This window comes from Streptomyces galbus (assembly GCF_005280195.1).
In the GTDB taxonomy this organism is placed as follows: Bacteria; Actinomycetota; Actinomycetes; order Streptomycetales; family Streptomycetaceae; genus Streptomyces; species Streptomyces galbus.
In genome coordinates, this window is the sequence record NZ_SZPR01000008.1 from 250,780 (window position 1) to 271,364 (window position 20,585).

General features: G+C 75.2%; 8 protein-coding genes. 5 read left to right on the forward strand and 3 right to left on the reverse strand.

Going from position 1 to position 20,585, the window contains the following annotated elements; all coding sequences use genetic code 11:
- Positions 1 to 45: 45 nt before the first annotated feature.
- Complete coding sequence (locus E4U92_RS05610) at positions 46 to 1,356, reverse strand: ABC transporter substrate-binding protein (protein WP_137299124.1); 1,311 nt, start codon at positions 1,354 to 1,356, stop codon at positions 46 to 48.
- Between the two features lie 325 nt (positions 1,357 to 1,681).
- Between E4U92_RS05610 and E4U92_RS05615 the strand changes: the two genes are divergently transcribed.
- On the forward strand, positions 1,682 to 2,695 hold the full coding sequence (locus tag E4U92_RS05615; RefSeq protein WP_137299125.1) for a LacI family DNA-binding transcriptional regulator: 1,014 nt from the start codon (positions 1,682 to 1,684) through the stop codon (positions 2,693 to 2,695).
- Positions 2,696 to 2,752: 57 nt separating this feature from the next.
- Here E4U92_RS05615 and E4U92_RS05620 read toward each other — a convergent pair whose 3' ends face one another.
- Together E4U92_RS05620 and E4U92_RS05625 are read right to left on the reverse strand one after the other, a co-directional pair.
- Positions 2,753 to 3,475: a thioesterase II family protein gene (locus E4U92_RS05620; RefSeq protein WP_137299126.1), complete on the reverse strand. Its 723-nt coding sequence runs from the start codon at positions 3,473 to 3,475 to the stop codon at positions 2,753 to 2,755.
- 104 nt (positions 3,476 to 3,579) lie between these two features.
- The gene (locus E4U92_RS05625; RefSeq protein ID WP_137299127.1) at positions 3,580 to 4,278 is read right to left on the reverse strand and encodes a 4'-phosphopantetheinyl transferase family protein; all 699 of its coding nucleotides are present in this window, start codon (positions 4,276 to 4,278) and stop codon (positions 3,580 to 3,582) included.
- A 266-nt stretch (positions 4,279 to 4,544) separates the two neighbouring features.
- Here E4U92_RS05625 and E4U92_RS05630 point away from each other — a divergent pair, with 266 nt between their 5' ends.
- The 4 genes from E4U92_RS05630 to E4U92_RS05645 all read left to right on the forward strand — a co-directional run bounded on the left by E4U92_RS05630 (position 4,545) and on the right by E4U92_RS05645 (position 20,565).
- On the forward strand, positions 4,545 to 4,802 hold the full coding sequence (locus E4U92_RS05630; protein WP_067230218.1) for an acyl carrier protein: 258 nt from the start codon (positions 4,545 to 4,547) through the stop codon (positions 4,800 to 4,802).
- Positions 4,803 to 4,855: 53 nt separating this feature from the next.
- A complete protein-coding gene (locus E4U92_RS05635) occupies positions 4,856 to 6,217 on the forward strand; it encodes an NAD(P)/FAD-dependent oxidoreductase (protein WP_137299129.1) in 1,362 nt (453 codons plus the stop codon).
- Positions 6,218 to 6,343: 126 nt separating this feature from the next.
- Positions 6,344 to 15,142, forward strand: a complete 8,799-nt coding sequence (locus tag E4U92_RS05640) for a type I polyketide synthase (RefSeq protein ID WP_137299130.1) — start codon at positions 6,344 to 6,346, stop codon at positions 15,140 to 15,142.
- A complete protein-coding gene (locus E4U92_RS05645; RefSeq protein ID WP_137299131.1) occupies positions 15,142 to 20,565 on the forward strand; it encodes a type I polyketide synthase in 5,424 nt (1,807 codons plus the stop codon). The genes E4U92_RS05640 and E4U92_RS05645 overlap by 1 nt, the downstream gene beginning before the upstream one ends.
- The last annotated feature ends 20 nt before the right edge of the window (positions 20,566 to 20,585 follow it).

Genomic DNA, 20,585 nt, shown 5'->3' on the forward strand with positions numbered 1-20,585 from the left:
GCCCGCCCGCGGAGGGCGGGCCCGGAGACCGGGGAGGGCCGGGGGTCAGCCGACCGCCTTCTCGATGCGCTCCGCGGTGGTGTTCCACGCCTTGTCCCGGGCCGTGCCCTGCTGTTCGATCAGCGTCAGTCCCTGGGAGAACGTGTCCTTGATCGTGCCGTCCTTGCGGCCGAGCACCTGCTTGTCGGGTATCTCCTGGGCCGCCGCGCCGAAGATCCGGCCGATGGGCGCGCCGCTGAAGTACGCGGACGTGGCGTTCTTGACCTCGGGGCTGTCCAGCGCCTGGCGCGAGGACGGGATGTTGCCGATCTCCTGGAAGACGTGCGCCTGCTGCTCGGGGGCGGTCAGCCAGGCGACGAGCTTCTTGGCCTCCTCCTTGACCGGGCTCTGCTCGACGACGCCGAGGAAGGACCCGCCCCAGTTCGCGCCCTTGGGCGCCTTGGCCACGTCCCACTTGCCCTTGTTCGCCGGCCCGGCCTTCTCACTGATGTGGCTGAGCATCCAGGCGGGGCACACGGCCGTGGCGAACGTGCCGTTGGCCAGGCCGGGGTCCCAACCCGGCTGGAACTGACGGAGCTTGGCCGTCAGGCCGCCCTCCGCCGCGTCGGCGGCGAGACCCCACGCCTGCTTGACGACCGGGTTGCTGTCGTAGATCAGCTCGCCCTTCTCGTCGTAGAACTGCTCGGGGCTGCCGTAGATCATGGCGTTGAACAGGCCGCTGGCCGCGTCCATGTAGGCGACGTTCTTGCCCTTGAAGTCCTTCTTGAAGGTGCGGCCGACCTCGACGTACTTCTTCCAGTCGCCCTCCCAGAGCTTCGCGACCTGGTCGCGCTCGGTGGGCAGGCCGGCCTGCGCGAAGTAGTCCTTGCGGTAGCAGACGGCCATCGGCCCGATGTCGGTGCCCAGGCCGAGCACCTTGCCGTCGGCGGTGGTGATCTGGGACTCCTTCCACGGCAGGAAGTGGTCGAGGCCCGGTACGTCGCTGAAGTCGGCGAACTTGTCCGCCTGGGTGTCGGTGATCTCCTTGGCCCGGCCGACCTCGATGCCCTGGATGTCCTTCAGGCCCTTGCCGGCGGCGAGTCTGGTCTGCAGGGCGGTGTAGTACGTCTGCTCGTCGCCGGCGATCTCGGCCTTGATGTCGACCCCGGGGTTCTCCTTCTCGTACTGCTCGAGGAGGCCGGTCTCCTTCAGGCCCATCACTCCGTACAGGCCCATGGTGATGGTGACCTTGCCGTCCTTCTTGCCGCCGCCGGTGGCGGAGTCGTCGCTGCCGCCGCAGCCGACCACGAGCGCCAGCGCGCCGACCGCCGCGGCCGCCGCCACCGCCCTCCTGCGCAACGAACCGGATGTGGTCATGGGTCTCCTCCTAGCGACGGCACCGAACCGCCGACGGCGACGGGTCCCGCACGGGCCACGGCAGAGCCGTGGTGATGAGTTATGGGATGGTTTGCGGTGGTGGGAACGTGCCCACTTGTGGGTGGGCACGTTCCCACCGGCGCATCGAAGACTCCTGGGGGCGGACCCGGTCTGTCAATGACTCGCGCACAACTCATCGCTCCGCCCGTGACACGGCGCGGCCCGGCCCCTTGGGCCGGACAGCGCCCGACGGGGGCCGATCTGCAAGAATTGCGCAGGTCACCTGCGCGGCGGGACCTGCCGCCGCGGCGCGAGGGGGGAGCACATGACCGGCAACCGCCGTCCGACGATCAAAACGGTCGCCGCCCACGCCGGAGTGGGCCGCACGACGGTCTCCCGTGTCGTCAACGGCTCGGACCTGGTCAGTGCCGAGGCGCGCGCCCGGGTGCTCGCGGCGATCAAGGAACTCAACTACGTCCCCAACTCCGTCGCCCGCGGGCTGGTGACCAACCGCACCGACGCCGTGGCGCTGGTGATCCCCGAGTCGGAGAGCCGGCTCGGCTCGGAGCCGTTCTTCGCCGCGATCATCCGCGGCGTCAGCGGCGCGTGCGCGGAGAGCCGCACCCAGCTCCAGCTCATGCTCGTCCGTGACGAGGCCGAACGCGACCAGCTCACCGAGTCGGTGGCGACCCGCCGGGTGGACGGGGTGCTGCTGCTCTCCGTGCACTCCGGGGACCGGCTGCCGGGGATGCTGGAGGAGATGGGCCTGCCCACCGTCCTGGCCGGACGCCGCGGCGCGGACGAGCAGTTGAGTTACGTGATCGCCGACAACGCCGGCGGCGCCGCCGCGGCCGTACGGCACCTGCTGGCCCGCGGACGGCGGCGGGTGGCGACGATCACCGGCCCCCTGGACATGGACGTCGGCCGCAGCCGGCTCGAGGGCTGGCACGCCGCACACCGCGAAGCCGGCGTCACCGCCCCGGACCTCCTCGTCGAGACGGCCGACTTCACCGAGGAGGGGGGTGCGCACGCCATGCGTTCGCTCCTCGAACGCGCCCCCGACCTGGACGCCGTCTTCGCCGCGTCCGACCTCATGGCGGTCGGCGCCCTGACCGAACTGCGCCGCTGGAGGAGGCGGGTGCCGGAGGACGTCGCCGTCGTCGGCTTCGAGGACTCCGTCCTGGCCCGCCACACCGACCCGCCGCTGACGACCGTGCGCCAGCCCGTGGAGGAGCTCGGCCGGACCATGGCCCGCGTCCTGGCCGACATCACCCGGCACGGCGCGGACCGGCAGCAGATCACGCTGCCGACGGAGCTGGTGGTGCGGGCGTCGTCCTGAGACCTGGCCGGGATCCTGATCCGGGGCCGACCGGGACAGGACCCAGGCGTCGCGACCTCACACGACAGGCTGCGGCAGCCTGCGCAGCACCCCGGCGACGTAGTTCTGGAAGACCGGGTCGTCCAGCAGGAAGTGGCCGCCCGGCAGCCACTCCACGTGCACGTCGCCGTCGGCGTGGTTCTCCCAGTCCCGCAGGCCGGCGTCGTCGACCATCGGGTCGTCGGTGCCCGCGCTCACGAACAGCGGGCAGCCGAGCGGCGGCCCGGGCAGCGGGGTGTAGGTCTCCGAGAGGGTGAAGTCGGCGCGCAGCACGGGGGTGAACAGGGCGACCAGCTCGGGGTGGTCGAACAACTGCGGCGGGGTGCCGCCGAGCCGGCGTACGCCGTCCAGGAAGGCGTCGTCGGGCAGTCCGTGCAGGTCGGGCAGGAGCGACCGGGCGGTGGGGCCGTTGCGGCCGACGAGCAGCACGGCACGCGGCGGGCGGCCCAGCGCGCTCCAGTGGCGGCCCAGTTCGTAGGCGAAGGCGGCGCCCATGCTGTGCCCGAGCAGGACGTACGGCCGCGCGGTGTGGGTGCCGGTGGCGCGCACCAGGTCCTCCAGCACCCCGGCGAAGTCGTCCCGCACCGGTTCGCGCATCCGGGTCCCGTGGCCGGGCAACTCCAGTGCCACGGTGCGCGTGGGGGGCGCGAGCGCCTGGCCGAGCCCGGCGAAGGCGCGGGCGACGCCGGCGGCGTGGGGGACGCACAGGAGGGTGGGTGCGGTGGGCGAGGGTGTGCTCATGAGGGTCTCCTTCGGGGCGTGAGGGGGGCGCGGGTGCGGGGCCGGCGGTCCCGCCGCCCCGGCGGCCCGCCCTCTGGCGACGGACGGTTCGCGCCGGTCGCCGGTCACGGCAGCAGCCGTACGACGTCGCCGCCGCCCGCGACCGCCACCGCGGCCCGGTAGCCGGGGCCCACGTCGAGCAGGTGCAGCCGCCAGCGCCGGGGCGGGCCGGGGGCGTGGTGGAGCCGTACGGGGCCGGAGCGGCGGGCGCCCGGGGTGACGCGCACGGCGGTCGGGTCGCCGGCCAGGCCGGTGCCCAGCGCCTTGAGGACGGCTTCCTTGCAGGTCCAGTGGGTCAGCAGGCCCTCGCACAGGGGGCCGTCGCGCTCCGCGGGCCACCGCGCGGCCTCCTCGTCGGACAGCACCTGCCGGCGCAGGCCCCTGGGGTCCACCGGCCGCACCAGGCGTTCGACGTCCACGCCCACGGGGCCGTCCCGGCTCACCGCGACCAGGGCGAGCCCGTCGGTGTGCGACAGGCTCACGCGCAGTCCGGGATCGCCGGCGACGTAGGGCTTGCCGGACGCACCCCGGCGGAAGGAGACCTGCCCGACGGGCCGGCCCGAGCAGGCGGCCGTCGTGGTGCGCAGGGCGGCGTGGGCGGCGGCGTACAGCGCGCGCTGGGACGGCACGAGGTGGCGTCGGCGTTCCCGTTCGCCGTCGGTCAACAGGGCCAGGCAGTAGTGGAGTTCGTCGTTGTCCGCCGGCTCCCGTACGACCCGGACGTGCACCTCGCCCGGCGGGGGTCCGTGTCGCTCCCGGCCCATGGGGGTCCTCCCGTCGTCGTCCGCCGGCCCCGTGAGGCCGCTCGCCGGCCCGCGACGACCGGTCCGGCCGGCTTCCGGGGCGCCTCCCTCGGTCTCCCCCGGCTTCCCCGGAGGTCAACCACCCGTCTGCTGCCCCGCCTTGGCCCCTTGACGAGTAATTCAACACTAGTAGAGTTCATCGGGCAATGACATCATCAGGCGTTGAAATCCACGAGTGCCGGGCTCTCCGCCGGCCCCTCCCTCAACGCCCTCCCCGGAGGTACGCCGTGGCCAGTGACCGCGAAGAACTGCTCGAACAGCTCACCGAGTTCGTCCAGGAGCGCCTGCTGGCGGACCCCGGCAGCACGGAGATCAAGCCGGACACACCGCTGCTCGAGTGGGGGATCCTCACCTCGATCAACACCGCCCAGTTGCTCACGCACATCCGCGACGAGCTGGGCATCAACGTCCCGCCGACCGAGCTGACCGGGACCAACTTCCAGAACCTCAACGCCATCACGGATCTGCTGCTGAGCCTGCGCTGACCCGCAGCCGGCCGCGCCCGCCCCACCCCACCACCACGACCCAGGAGACCACGTTGTCCGAGGCAACCGAGACCACCTACGACTACGACATCGGCATCATCGGCGGCGGCCCGGCCGGCTCGACGGCCGCCTCCTACCTCGCCAAGGCGGGCCTGTCCGTGGCGGTGTTCGAGGCCGAGACCTTTCCGCGCGAACACGTCGGCGAGTCCCTCGTGCCGGCCACCACCCCGGTGCTGCTGGAGATCGGCGCGATGGAGAAGGTGGAGGCCGCCGGCTTCCCGAAGAAGTACGGCGCCGCGTGGACCTCCGCCGAGGACCGCGACATCGACCACCTGGGCTTCCAGGGGCTCGACCACGACTTCCGCGCCGCCGAGGTCCTCTTCAGCGAGCGCGACCAGGCCGGCGTCGACCGCGACCACACCTTCCACGTGGACCGCGGCAAGTTCGACCAGATCCTGCTCCAGCACGCCGAGAGCCTCGGCGCGAAGGTCTACCACGGCATCCGCGTCAACCGCGTCGACTTCACCGACCGCGACCGCCCCGTCATCCAGGCGAAGGTCGGCAGCCAGCAGGTCGGCGTCCCGGTCCGCATGGTGATCGACGCCAGCGGCCGCCGCACGATGATGGGCGGCCAGCTCAAGGTCAAGGAGCCGGACCCGGTCTTCAACCAGTACGCGGTGCACACCTGGTTCGACGACTTCGACCGCAAGGCGCTGGCCGTCAACAAGGACCAGGCGGACTACATCTTCATCCACTTCCTGCCGCTCGAGGACACCTGGGTCTGGCAGATCCCGATCACCGACACGATCACCTCGATCGGCGTGGTGACCCAGAAGGCCCGCTTCAAGGCCGCCAAGGACGACCTGGAGACCTTCTTCTGGGACACCATCGGCAGCCGCCCGGCGCTGCAGGACGCCCTGAAGAACTCCCGCCGCGTCAAGCCGTTCAAGGCCGAGGGCGACTACAGCTACGCCCTCACCAAGATCGCCGACGACTCCCTGGTGATGATCGGCGACGCCGCCCGGTTCGTCGACCCGATCTTCTCCAGCGGCGTCAGCGTCGCGCTCAACAGCGCCCGCCTCGCCACCGCCGACATCATCGCCGCCCACGAGGCCGGCGACTTCCGCAAGGAGCGCTTCGACACCTACGTCAAGACGCTGCGCGGCGCGGTGAACAACTGGTACGAGTTCATCCAGATCTACTACCGCCTGAACATCCTGTTCACGGCGTTCGTCCAGGACCCGCGCTACCGCCTGGACGTGCTGAAGATGCTCCAGGGCGACGTGTACGACGGCGAACCCGCGGCGCTGGCCAAGATGCGGGAGATCGTCGAGGTGGTGGAGAACGACCCCAACCACCTCTGGCACAAGTACCTGGGCACCCTCAAGGCCCCCTCGGCGGCGGCCAAGTTCTAGGGACCACCGTCCCCTGATGACGGTCCCGGGTGACGCGGACGCCCCTCCCGTCACCCGGGCCGCCCGCCGCGGCCCGTCCCGCCGGCACCCACGCACCCGCCCGTCGCACTCCACCAAGGGGGACCCATGCCCGCCCGCAGCGCAACCAGCACCGACCCGGCCATCGCCCTCGTCGGCATCGGCTGCCGTTACCCGGGCGGGGTGGTCGACCCCGAGTCGTTCTGGCGCGTCCTGCGCGACGGCGTCGACGTCATCGGCGAGATCCCGCCCGAGCGCTGGGGACCGGAGTACGTCAGCGAGGACGGCTCGGCGCCCGGCACCGGCTACTGCCGCTGGGCCGGCGTCCTGCCCGGACTCGACGCGTTCGACGCGGACTTCTTCGGCATCTCCTTCCGCGAGGCCCGCGAGATGGACCCGCAGCAGCGGCTGCTGCTCGAGGTGTCCTGGGAGGCCCTGGAGCACGCCGGACAGACCAAGCCGCGGCTGGCCGGGTCCCGTACCGGGGTGTTCTTCGGCCTGCTCGGCATGGACTACACCCTGCTGCACTCCAAGACCCGGGGCATCCGGACGATCGACCCGTACTACGCGAGCGGCAAGGAGTTCAGCTTCGCCGCCGGCCGCGTCGCCTACACCCTGGGCCTGCACGGGCCGGCGCTCGCGGTGAACACCGCCTGCTCCTCGTCGCTGGTCGCCGTGCACCTGGCCTGCCGCAGCCTGGCGAGCGGCGAGGCCGACACCGCGCTGGCCGGCGGCGTCAACGTCCTCGCCAGCCCCGAGCTGTCGGTGTTCATGAGCAAGGTCCAGGCGCTGTCGCCGACCGGCCGCTGCAAGCCGTTCTCGGCCGCCGCCGACGGCATCGTGCGCGGCGAGGGCTGCGGTGTGGTGGTCCTCAAGCGCCTGGACGACGCGCTCGCCGACGGCGACCGGGTGCTCGCCGTGATCCGGTCCAGCGCCTTCAACCACGACGGCCGCAGCGCGGGCCTGACCGTGCCGAACGCCTCCGCGCAGGAGGCCCTGCTGCGCGACGCGCTGACCCGGGCCGGGGCGAGCCCCGAGCAGGTCGCGTTCGTCGAGACCCACGGCACCGGCACCCCGCTCGGCGACCCGATCGAGGCGTACGCGCTCCAGCAGGTGTTCGGCCCCGGCCGGCCCGCCGACCGGCCGCTGCGCATCGGCTCGCACAAGGCCAACTTCGGTCACACGGACGCCGCCGCCGGGGTCGCCGCACTCATCAAGACCGCCCTGACCGCCCAGCACCGGCTGGTGCCGCCCCAGTTGCACCTCGGCACGCCCAACCCGGCGATCGCCTGGCAGGACGGCGGCCTGAGCATCTCCGCCGAGGCCGTGCCCGTCGAGGCGGGCGAGGACACCCTGTTCGGGGTCAGCGCCTTCGGCCTGAGCGGCACCAACGCGCACGTCCTGCTGTCCCCGGCGCCCCCCGGCCCCGCCGACAGCCCCGCCGGCGGCACCCCCGACGCCGCCACCGGGGAGAGCCCCCGGGTGCTGCTGCTGTCGGGCTCCACCGAGACCGCGCTGCGCGAGCGGGCCCGCGACCTCGCGGACACCCTGGAGGGCGAGGAGCCGCTGGCCGACGTGCTGCACACCGCCGCGGTCCGGCGCACCCACCACGAGACCCGCGCCACGGTCGTCGGCGCCGACGCCGGGGAACTGCGCGCCTCCCTGCGGGCCCTGGCCGAGGGCGAACCCGACGAGCGGACCGTCACCGGCACCGCCGAGCCGCGCCGCCGCCACCGCACCGTCTTCGTCTTCTCCGGACAGGGCACCCAGTGGCAGGGCATGGGCCTGGACCTGTGGGACCGCGACCCGGTCGCCGCGGCCTCGCTGGAGCGCAGCGACGCCGTCCTGCGCGACGCCGGCCTGCCCCCGCTGCGCGACCTGCTCGCCGAGGGCGACCTGACCGCCACCGAGCTCGCCCAGCCGGCCGTGGTGGCCGTCCAGTTGGCGCTCGCCGACGTGTGGCGGGCCCGCGGCCCGGCCCCGACCGAGGTGATCGGGCACAGCCTGGGCGAGATCTCCGCCGCCGCCTGCGCCGGTGCCCTCGACCAGCGCACCGCGCTGCGGCTGGCCGTGGTGCGCGGCCGGATCATGGCCGCCGCCGCGGGCACCGGACGGATGCTGGCCGTGGCGCTGCCCGAGGACGAGGCCCTGCACACCGCCGGGGGCACCGGACGCCCGGTCACCGTCGCCGCCGTCAACGGCCCGGCCGCGACCGTCCTCGCGGGCCGCGAGGAGGACCTGACCGCGATCGCCGACCTGCTGCGCGAACGCTCGGTGTCCGCCCGCTTCGTCCCCGGCGACCACGCCTTCCACAGCCCGGCCATGGCCCCGTACGCCGAGCGGCTGCGCGCCGAGCTGGCCGACCTGCCGCCGGTTGCGCGCCCCGCGTCGTTCGTCTCCACGGTCTCGCCCGAGGACCCGCCCGCCGTGCTGGACGCCGACTACTGGGCGGCCAACGTGCTGCGCCCGGTGCGGTTCTGGCCGGCCGTGGCGGGCCTGCTGGCCGACCGGGGCGCCGACTTCGTGGAGATCGGCCCGCACCCCACCCTGGTGCGGCCCCTGAACGACGGGCTGGGCCGGCTGCGCCGCCAGGGCGTCGCCGTGGGCTCGCTGCGCCGGGACGCGGACGGCCCGGCGGCGCTGCTCGCCTCGCTCGCCGCACTGCACTGCGCGGGCGCCGAGGTCCGCTGGGACGACCTGGTGCCCGGCCGGCTCACCGAGCTGCCCCGCCACCCCTGGCAGCACGAGTCGTTCTGGCTGCCCGGCATCACGCCCGGCACCCAGTACGCGCCGGGCGCCGTGCCCGACGGCGCGGTGCCCGCGGCCCGGCTCGCCTTCCAGCTCCTCGACCCCGAGGGGCGTCCGGTGGGGCCCGCCCGGCAGGTGGACCTCACCGGCTCCCCCATCGACGGGCCGCTCCCGGGCGGCCCCACGACACCGGCGGACACCCCCTTCGCCGCCGGTGACCTCCCGGCCGCGGCCCCGGCCCCCGACGGGGCCGGCCGGGACGTCGACGCGTCCGCCGCCGACCCCGCCGGGAGGCGGAGCGGGGTCGCGGCGGACGCCTCCCCCACGGCCGGCGGACCCCGAACGGACGGCTCCCCCGCGGGTGCCGGACCCCTCGCGGCTGCCGCCTCCACACCCACCGGACCGGGGCCGGACGCCTCGTCCACCGGCACCGGGTCCGCCCCGGTGTCGCCCGAGCGGCGGCGCCGTGCGCTGATGCGACGCACCTCCGAGGTGCTCGCCTCGGTCCTCGGCCAGGACCCCGCCAGGCGCATCCCGCCCCGGCGCGGTTTCGCCGACCTGGGCCTGGACTCGCTGACCATCGTGGAGTTCGTGGACCGCCTCGGTCTCGAACTCGGCCTGGACATTCCGCTGTCGACCCCGTTCGAGCGGCCCTGCCTGGACGAACTCGTCGACCACCTGCTGCCGTCGGTGCCGGAGCGCGAGGCGCGGGCGGCCGAGGCGGACGCGGTCCCGGAGGACGCCACCGCCGAGGCGGCAGCGGCCGCCGACGTCATCCTCTCCCCCGCCCCTGCCGCGGCCCCCGCGCCCGCCGACGACCCCATCGCCGTCGTCGGCATGAGCTGCCGCTTCCCCGGCAGCCCCTCCGTGGACGCCTACTGGCAGTTGCTGACCGACGGCCGCGAGGTCATCCGCGACGTCCCGGCCGACCGGTGGGACGGCAAGGCGTTCCTCGCCGACGGTGCCTGGACGCCCGGCACGATGACCTCGCTGCGCGGCGGCTACCTCGATGACGTGCGCGGCTTCGACGCGGCGTTCTTCCGGGTCTCTCCGCGCGAGGCCCGCAGCCTCGACCCGCAGCACCGGCTGTTCCTGGAGGTCGCCTACGAGGCGCTGGAGGACGCGGGCGCCACCCGGGAGAAGCTGCGCGGCTCGGCCACCGGCGTGTTCGTCGGGATGAACAGCAACGACCACTCCCAGCACGTCGGCAGCCGGCTGGAGGAGGTCGACCTGTACTACGGCACGGGCAACTCCTTCGCGGGGGCGGCCGGACGGCTGTCGTACTTCCTGGGGCTGACCGGTCCCAGCATGGCCGTGGACACCGCCTGCTCCTCCTCGCTGACCGCGGTGCACCTGGCCGTGCAGAGCCTGCGCTCCGGGGAGAGCGACCTGGCGGTGGCCGGCGGGGTCAACGTGATCCTCAGCCCGGTCATCCCGGTGTCGGTGTCGGCGGGCGGCGCGCTGTCGCCGTCCGGGCACTGCCGCACCTTCGACGAGGCGGCCGACGGCTACCTGCGCGGCGAGGGGTCGGGCGCCGTCGTCCTGAAGCGGCTGTCGGCCGCCCTGGCGGACGGCGACCGGGTGTACGCGGTGCTGCCCGGCAGCGCGGTCAACCAGGACGGCGGGAGCAGCGGGCTGACCGTGCCGAACGGCACCGCGCAGAAGGCGCTGATCGAACAGGCGCTGCACCAGGCAGGGCTGACGAGCCGTGAGGTGGGCTACGCAGAGGCGCACGGCACCGGCACCCCGCTGGGCGACCCGATCGAACTGCGGGCGCTGGCCGCCGCGTTGCGCCCGGGCGGCGCCGACGGGGCACCGCTGGTGGTCGGTTCGGCCAAGCCGAACATCGGGCACCTGGAGGCGTCGGCCGGCATGGCCGGGCTGATCAAGGCGGTGCTGTCGGTGCACCACGGGCGGATCGCCCCGCACGTGGGCGTCACCACCCGGCCCACCGGCCAGGTCGACTGGGACCGGCTGGGCCTGCGGATCGCGGCGGGCAGCGGGTCCTGGCCCGAGCCCGACCGTCGCCGGATCGCCGGTGTCAGCTCCTTCGGCTTCACCGGCACCAACGCGCACGTCCTGGTCGCCGAGCCGCCCGCGCCCGCCGCCCTCCCGCCGGCCGCCCCCGCACCCGCCGAGCCGCCGGAGCGTTTCGCGCTGCCGCTGTCCGCCGCCCACGACTCCGCGCTGCCCGCCGCCGCCCGGCAGTACCTGACGCTGCTGGAGACGGCGGGCGCGCGGGACCTCGCCGACCTGGCGTACACCGCCGGGGCGCGCCGCAGCCACCTGGAGCAGCGCGCGGTAGCCGTGGGACGGGACGTCGTCGCGGTCCGTTCGGCCCTGCGCGCCCTGGCCCGCGGCGAGGAGCACCCCGGGGTGCTCACCGGCACCGCGGACACCGCCCGGGGCTGTGTGTTCGTCTTCTCCGGCTTCGGCTCCCAGTGGGCCGGGATGGGCCGCGCCCTGCTGGAGAGCGAGCCGGTCTTCCGGGACGCGGTGCTGGCCTGCGAGGAGGAGATGCGCACCCGGATCGGCTGGTCGCCGCTGGCGTCGCTGCGCGGGGAACCGGACAGCCGGCCCTTCGACGAGGGCATCCCGCAGGAGCTGATCTTCGCCGTGCAGGTGGGGCTGGTCGCACTGTGGCGGAGCTGGGGCGTGGAGCCGTCGGCGGTGGTCGGGCACAGCATGGGCGAGGTGGCCGCGGCCTGGGCGGCCGGGGCGCTGACGCTGGGGCAGGCCGCGGAGATCCTGTGCCTGCGCTCGCGGCTGCTGGACACGCTGGTCGGCACGGGCGGTTCGGTGGTCGTCGGGCTGGGCCGCGAGGAACTGGCGCCCTACCTGGTGCTGTACGAGGACAAGCTGGGCATCGCCACGGTCAACGGCCCCCGTACGACGGTCGTCGCCGGGGACGTGGAGGCGCTGGAGGAGCTGACCGAGGAACTCACCGAGGCCAACGTGTTCGTGCGCCGGGTGAAGGTGCCGGTCGCGCCGCACTCGCCGCTGATGGACCCGCTGCGGGTACGGCTGGAGGCGGGCCTGGCCCACCTGGTGCCGGGCCCGGCGCGGATCCCCTTCTACTCGTCCGTCACCGGCGGCGAGCTGGCCGGCACCGAGCTGACGGCCGCCTACTGGGGCCGCAACCTGCGCGACACCGTGTGGTTCCAGGACGCGGTGGGCGCGGTCGAGGACGCCGACGAGCGGGCGTTCCTGGAGATCTCGCCGCACCCGCTGCTGGTGTCGGGCGCCGAGGAGTCCCTGGCGGCGGCGGGCGCCGGGCGCCCGCTGGTGCTGCCGTCGCTGGTGCGCGACGAGGACGAGGTGGGCGCGCTGCTGACCACCCTGGGGGCGCTGCACGCGCACGGGGTGCCGGTCGACTGGGCGGCGTTCGCGGGCCCGGGGCGCCGGGTCGTGGACCTGCCGCCGTACCCGTGGCAGCGCAAGGAGCACTGGCTGCCCGAGGCCCCGGCGGACCGCCCGGACGCCCGTTCCGGTCTGGTCGGGGCGCCGGTCCGCCCGGCGCACGCGCCCTGGACGGCGCTGCTTCCGGTGACGGTGGACGGCACCCGCAGCCCGTGGCAGACGGTGTCCGACGGCTCCCGTACGACGGTGTCGGCGGCGGCGCTGCTGGAGGCGGCGCTCGCCGCGGCGGCCGCCACGGGATCGGCGGCGCCCGCCCTCGGCGGGGTGCGGTTCGGCCCGGCCCCGGACACCGACGGCGACGGCCGGACGGCGCTGCAGGCGGTGGTCGACACCCGGCGGGGCAGCCTGGTGCTGCGGGCGACGGCCGAGAACGCGCCCCACGAGGCCGCGCTGACGGCCGAGTTGGACGACGGCTTCGCCCAGGGGCTGCCGCGCGAGCCGTCCCGCACCGCCCGGGCGGACCTGGCCGACGACGAGCCCCTGCGCGCCGAGCTGTCCGAGGCGCTCCCGGGCACGGTGGTCGAGTCCGCGGGCAGCGGCCGGGGCGAGGCCGAGGCGGCCGTACGCCTCCCCGACGGCGCCTCGCGCCACCGGCTTCCCGAGCAACTCCTCAATCTGGCCGTGTGGTTGACGGCCGACGGCACCCGGACGCGGCCGGTCGCCCTCGCCTCGGTGCGGGTGCGGGCGGCGGTCGACGGGACCGTGCGCGTGCGGCGCGGTGCGCTGCGCGCGGACGGCGACGGCACGGTCGAGGCGGACCTCGTGGTGCTGGACGCGGCCGGGCGGGCCGTGGTGGAGCTGGCCGGGCTGCGGCTGGCCCCCGTCGAGCCGCCGCGCGCGGCCGATGCGGGGGCGGACCGGCTGGAGAGCATGCTCTACCGCATGGTGTGGCGGCCGGCCGAGCGCCACGCGCCGCCGCGCGACGACTCCCCGGCCGCGGCCCGCCGCTGGCTGGTGTGCGGCGACACCGACCACCTGGCCGGCGCGGTCGCGGAGCACCTGCGCGCGGCGGGCTGTGACGTACGGCGGGTGCGCTCCACGGCGGCGGGCACCGCCGGCGGGCCGCACGACCTGGTGGTCGACCCGGCCGACCGCGACGCCTGGGACACGCTGCTCGCCGTGCACGCCAACGAACCGACCAGCGCGCTGGTGGACCTGTGGCCGCTGGAGGACCTGGACTCGCGCCCGGAGGGCTGGCAGGCCACGGTCGCGCTCACCGCGGCCCTGGCCGACGCCGGGGGCAGCGTGCCGCGGCTGTGGCTGGTGACCCGCAACGCCCTGCTGCCCACCGGGCACACCGGCTACCCGGACGGTGCCCAGGGCGGCCACGCGGGGCTCGGCCGCACCCTGGCCATGACCCGGCCGGACGCCTGGGGCGGCCACGTCGACCTCACCCACGGCAGCGCGGAGGAACTGCGCACCCTCACCGACCGGTTGCTGGGCGCGCCCGGCGACGAGCACGTGCGCATCGAGCACGCGCGGGCCTGGACCGGCGCCCTGGTGCGGGCCGAGGCGCCCGCCGCGACGACCCGGCGGGCGCTGCCCGGGGACCGCTGGCACCTGGTGACCGGCGCGGACGGCCCGCTGGCCCCCGCGGTCGTGGACTGGCTGGCCGCGGCCGGGGCCCGGCGGATCGTCCTGGTGGACACGCGGCCCGAGCCGGCCCCCGGACCCGACCGGCTCACCGCCTGGCGCGCCGCCGGCCTGACGGTCCGGGCAGCCGCCACCCACGGCACCCGCGAGGAACTCACCGCACTGGTCGAGGAGTTGCGCGCGGACACCGGCATCGCGGGCGTGGTGTGCGCGGGCGCCCCGGGGGCGGCCGTACCGCTGGAGGAGACGACCACCGAGGTGCTGCACGCGGCGCTGGACCGGGCCGCGACCGCCGAACTGCTGCACCGGCTCACCGCGAAGGACCCGCTGGGGCTGTTCGTGCTGCTGGGCTCGGTGCCCGGCACCTGGGGCGGCGCCGTGACCGGGGCGACCGCGCCCTCCGACTGGGCGCTGCGCGCGCTCGCGGCCCGGCGCCGGGCGGGCGGGCTGCCGGTGGCCCACCTGGAGCTGATGCCGCTCACCGGCGGTGAACTCCTGGACGAGCGGACGACGTTACTGCTGAAGTCGAGCGGCATCGCCCCGCTGACCGAGCAGGACCTGGTGGCCGCGCTGGACCGGCTGGCCTGGGACCACACCGTGCACACGGCGGTCGCCGACATCGACTGGGGGCTGTTCCGCACGGCGCTGGGCGACGCCCCGCACCGCGAGCTGTTCGCGGCGGTGCTGGGCGGGGCGGCCCAGGTCGACGGCACCGAGTTCGTGGCCTCGCTGGAGGGCCTGGACCCGGAGCTGCGCCGGGACCGCACGCTGGACTGGGTGTGCTCCCAGGTGGCCGCCGTGCTCGGCCTCGCGGAGGACGAACTCCGCTCCGACCAGGGCTTCTTCGAGCTCGGCGTGGACTCGGTGATGTCGCTGACGCTGCGGCTGCGGCTGGTGCGGGCGCTGGACGTGGAGCTGTCCTCGACGGTCGCCTTCGAGCACCCCACCGCCGAGACGCTCACCGCGCACCTGCTGGAACGGCTCGGCTTCCCGGTGCGGGCGTCCGAGGAGACCGCCGCACCGGAGGACGCCCCGGTCGCGCACGCCGCGCACGACGCACTCGACGAACTGGACGACGACGAACTGCTGCGCCAGTTGGAGGCGGAGATCTCCGACGCACAGAACTTCGGTCTTGAGGAGAGCTGATGACCAAGAGCCACGCCGAGCAGCCGAGCCAGGACGTCCTGCGCGGCCGGCTGAAGGACTCCCTCGGCACCATCCGCACCCTGCGGGCGCGGGTCGAGGAGTTGCAGCGCCCACAGCCGCTCGCGGTGATCGGGCTCTCCTGCCGGCTGCCGGGCGGCGCGAGCCCCGAGGAGTTCTGGCAGTCACTGGCCGACGGCCACGACTCCACCGCGCCCTTCCCCGAGGAACGCCACCCCGTGGAGGGCTTCTACCACCCCGACCCCGACCATCCGGGCACCGCGTACACGCTGGCGGGGCACTTCCTCGACGGCCCGGTCGACACCTTCGACCCGACGGTGTTCGGCATCTCGCCGCGCGAGGCGGCCGGCATGGACCCGCAGCAGCGCCTGGTGCTGGAACTGGCCTGGGAGGCCATGGAGAGCGCCTGCCTGCCGCCCACCGAGCTGGAGGGCAGCCGCGTCGGCGTGTTCCTCGGCGCGAGCACCAGCGACTACGTGCGGATGCGGCAGCAGAAGGGCTCGATGGCCGACGTCGACGCCTACCAGTTGATCGGCGAACCGAGCTTCCTGGCCGGACGGGTGTCGTACACCTTCGGCTTCCAGGGGCCCAGCATGGTCATCGACACGGCGTGCTCGTCGTCGCTGGTGGCGCTGGAGCAGGCGGTGCTGTCGCTGCGCTCGCGGGCCTGCGACATGGCACTGGTCGGCGGGGTCAACCTGATGCTGTCGCCGTACGGCTTCGTGCTGGTCAGCAAGTTGCGGGCGCTGTCGCCCGACGGTCGCTGCAAGACCTTCGACGCCTCGGCGGACGGGTACGCGCGCGGCGAGGGCGGCGCGGTCTTCGTGCTGAAGCGGCTGGCGGACGCCGAGGCCGCCGGGGACCGCGTCCTCGCGGTGGTGCGCGGGGTGGCCACCGAGCACGACGGGCGCAGCAGCGGCCTGACCGTGCCCAACCCGGCCGCCCAGCAGAACGTCATCACCTCCGCGCTGAAGGACGCCGGGGTCTCCCCCGCCGAGCTGTCGTACGTCGAGGCGCACGGCACCGGCACCCAGTTGGGCGACCCGATCGAGCTGACCGCCCTCAACGCCGTGACGGGCCCGGGCCGCCCGCAGGGCCGGCCGCTGCTGGTGGGCTCGGTGAAGACCAACATCGGGCACCTGGAGCCGGCCGCGGGCGCGGCGGGCATGCTGAAGGTGGTGCTGGCCCTGCAGAAGGGCGAGCTGCCCCGGCACCTGCACCTCGACGAGCCGAACCCGCAGGTCCCGTGGGACGGGCTCAACCTGAAGGTGACCACGGAGAAGACCGGCTGGCCGTCGGGGCCGCGCATCGCCGGGGTGAGCAGCTTCGGCGCGAGCGGCACCAACGCGCACACCGTGATCGCCGAGGCCCCGCAGCCGGCGCCGCGCGCGGGCACGCCGCGCACGGTGGGCCTGCTGACGCTCAGCGCCAACACCCCGCAGGCGCTGCGGGCGATGGCGACGGCGTATGAGGAGACGGTGCGCGGTGCCGACGCGCGGACCCTGTCGGACATCTGCTACTCGACGCACATCGGCCGCGCCCGGATGCGGCACGGCCTGTCCGTGACCGGTGACGCGGGGCAACTCGCCGAGGGGCTGCGGGCGTTCGCGGCCGGGGAGCGGGCCGAGCAGGTGGGCGTGCACGGCCCGACGGGCGCCAAGGCCCGCCGGGTGGGCTGGATGTTCACCGGGCAGGGCTCGCAGTACGCCGGGATGGCGGCCGGACTGACCGCGTCCGAGCCGGTGTTCGCCGAGGCGCTCGCCGAGTGCGTGGCCGCGCTGGACGCGCACCTGCCCGAACCGCTCGGCCCGGTCCTCGCGGGCGGCGCCGACGACGGGCGGATCGACCGCACCGGGTTCACCCAGCCCGCGCTGTTCGCCGTGGAGTACGCGCTGGCGCGGATGTGGGAGGCGTGGGGCGTCCGCCCGGCCGCGCTGATCGGGCACAGCCTCGGCGAGATCACCGCCGCCTGCGTGGCGGGCGTGCACTCCCTGGCGGACGCGGCCCGGCTGGTGACGGCCCGGGCACGGCTGATGGAGGCGCTGCCCGAGGGCGGCGTGATGGAGACCCTGGTGTGCGACGAGGACACGGTGCGCGCCGCGCTCGCCGAGGCGGGCCCGCTGCCGGGCACGTCGGTCGCCGCGGTCAACGGGCCGACGGACGTGGTCCTCTCGGGCCCCCGGGAGGAGGTCGACAAGGCCGTCGCCCTGCTCGCCGGGCGGGGCGTCAAGCACCGCCGGCTGTCGGTGTCGCACGCCTTCCACTCCCCGCTCATGGCGCCGATGCTGCGGGAGTTCCGGGCGGTCACCGAGACGCTGGCCTTCCACGAGCCGAAGTACCCCGTCGTCTCCAACGTCACCGGCCGCGAGTGGGGCCCGGAGCAACTGCGCCCCGCCTACTGGTCCGAACACGTCCTGGCGCCCGTGCGGTTCCACGCCGGCGTCACCGCCCTGTACGAGACGGGCTGCCGCACCTTCCTCGAACTGGGCCCGGCGCCCGTGCTGCTGGGGCTCGGGGCGCGCTGCCTGCCGGAGGAGGGCGTGGCGTGGATCCCCTCGCTGCGCCGCGGCCACGACGACGCGCACATCGTCGGCCAGGCCCTCGGCGCCCTGCACCACCGCGGGGTCCCGGTCGACTGGAACGCGGTGCACGCCGCCGAACAGCCGCGCCGCACCGCGCTGCCGAGCTACCCGTGGCAGCGCGAGCGGTACTGGTTCAACGACGACGAGCAGGCGGGCCTGCCCGCGGCGCTGCCCGCGGACGACGCCCCGGGCGCCCTGTTCGAGGGGCACCTGCTGTCCGGGCCGCCGACCTTCTCGCCCGACCTCGACGAGCTGCCCGAGGTGTTCACGCTGACCGGCCCGGACGGGCGGCGGCAGGTCTCGGCGGGCGGCTTCTGCAACTGGGCGCTGACCGGCGCCGCGAAGCTGCCCGGCGCCCAGCCGCGGCTGGTGGACCGGTTCGTGGTGGGCGAGCCGCTGCGCGTCGACCCCGGCCACCGGCCCGCGCGGATCCGGGTGTACGTGCTGCCGCAGGACGACGAGGGCCGCTCGCTGTTCCTGTGCTTCTCCCGGCACGGCGTGGAGTCCGCCGAGAGCGGCAGCTGGCGGCTGCACGCCCGCGGTGTCCTGGTGCGCCGCCCGCCAGCGGACGCGGGCGGCGACCTGGACGCCGTACGGGCCCGCTGCGCGCCGGTCGACCCGGCCGCGGTCCGGGTGCCCGACTGGGCGGAGCCGGTGCTCACCGAGGTCTACCAGGGCCGCGGCGAGGTGCTCGCCGAGGTCAACCAGGCCGCCGAACGGCTGCCGCGCGGCGCCCTGCTGGACCTCACGCTGGGTCTGCTGCGCCAGTCCGAACACGCCCCCCGGCCCGGTGCGGCACCCTCGCCCACCCCGGTGCCCGCGGGCACCCGCCGCTACGTCCACGGCTGGCTTGACCCGGCCGACGAGGACGGTGGCCTGCGCGGCGGGCTGGAGATCCTGGGGGCCGACGGCAGCGTGCTCATCGCGATGCGCGACGTGCGGCTGCGCGCCTCGGCCCAGCCCGCGCCGGAGGTGCCGCGCACGGTGCGCGAGGAGACCGTCTGGCAGGAGGAGTGGCGGCCCGTGGACCCGGCCGGCTTCCAGGAGCGCGACCTGACCGGGCAGCGGGTGCTGCTCCTGGGCGGCACGGACGCGGCCGCGGGCGCCGCCGAGCACCTCGGACTGCGGGGCGCGCGAGTGACGCTCGCGGAGGCCGCCGTGGCGTCCGTGGCGGACGCCGCGTCCTACGACCACGTCCTGCTGCTGTCCGCCCTCGACCTGCCGGCCGGGGACTGCGACGCCCGGGCCGTGCGGCAGGCCCGCGCGGAGGGCGAGCACGTGTTCCTGGCCCTGGTGAAGGGACTCGCGGCCGCGGAGGCCACGACCCGGGTGTGGGCCGTGACCCGCGGCGCCCGGTGGACCGGCCCCGAGCAGCGCGCGCTGTGCCTGCCGGCCGGCCCGCTGTGGGGCCTGGGCAAGGTGGCGGCGCTGGAACACCCCGAGCTGTGGGGCGGGCTGCTCGACCTGGACCCGGCCGGGTCCGCCGACGAGGCCGCGCAGATCGCGGCCCTGCCCGCCACCGAGACCGTGGAGGACCTCAGCGCCCGGCGCGGCGGCCGCATCCTGGTCCCGCGCCTGGCCGCGGTGCCCGCCGCGGACGGCGAGCGGCCGGCGCCGCGCCTGAGCGACCTCGGCAGCTACCTGGTCACCGGCGGCCTGGGCAGCCTCGGTCTGCTGGTCGGCGAGTGGCTGGCGCGTTCCGGCGCGGGCACCGTCGTCCTGGCCGGCCGGCGCGGGCTGCCGGAGCGCGCCCGCTGGGACGAGGCCGGCCTCGACGACACGACGGCCGCGCGCATCGCCGCCGTACGCCGCATCGAGGAACAGGGCGCCGACGTCCGGGTGGTGGCGCTGGACGTCGCCGACGAGTCCGCCGTACGCGCCCTCACCGACCAACTCGCCCTGGCAGGACGTCCCTTGCGGGGCGTGGTGCACGCGGCGGGACTGTCCGAGCCGCAGTTCCTGCGCGAGTGCGACCCGAAGACGTACGACCGCTGCCTGCACCCCAAGGCGGAGGGCACCTGGGCGCTGCACAGCGCCACCGCCGACGCGGAGCTGGACCTGTTCGTGTCGTTCTCCTCGATCGCCTCGGTGTGGGGCTCGCAGCACCTGGCGGGCTACTCGGCCGCCAACGCCTTCCTGGATTCCTTCGCGCACTGGCGCCGGCTGCGCGGTCTGGCCGCGACGACGGTGAGCTGGGGCCCGTGGGGCGCCCGGTCGGGGCTCGCCGACGACGAGGTGATGGCGTTCCTGCGGTCCATCGGCCTGCACCAGCTCAACCCGGAGCACGCGCTGGAGCTGCTCGGCGAGGCGATCGCCGACGACGTCGCGCACCGCACGGTGTGCTCGGCGGACTGGACGCTCTTCCGCGACCTGATGGAGGCCCGCCGGGAGCGGCCGATCCTGCGGGAGATCCGTCCCGCGCCGCCGGCGGACGCGCCCGCCGACGGTGAACCGGGCGTCCTGGGCGCCAAGTTGCTCGGCCTGGGCCGGGCGGACCGGCTGGCGACGCTGAGCGAGTACCTGCGCGCGCAGCTCTCCTCGATCCTGCGCATGGAACTGGAGCCGCTCACCGAGGACACCCGCCTCGCCGACCTGGGCCTGGACAGCCTGATGGTGATGGAGCTGATCAGCCGCTGCCGGGACGACCTGCGCCTGGAGATCAGCAGCCGCGACTTCTTCGCCTGCCCCGGCATCCACTGGGACGCCTTCCTGCTCGACCTGTTCGAGAAGGAACACCCCTCGCCGGACGGCGCACCGCGACAGGCCGCACCGGGGGCGGCCCACGGCTCCCCCGAACCGCCCGCCGCCCAGCCGGCCGCCTGACCGGCCCGGGGTCCCGGCCA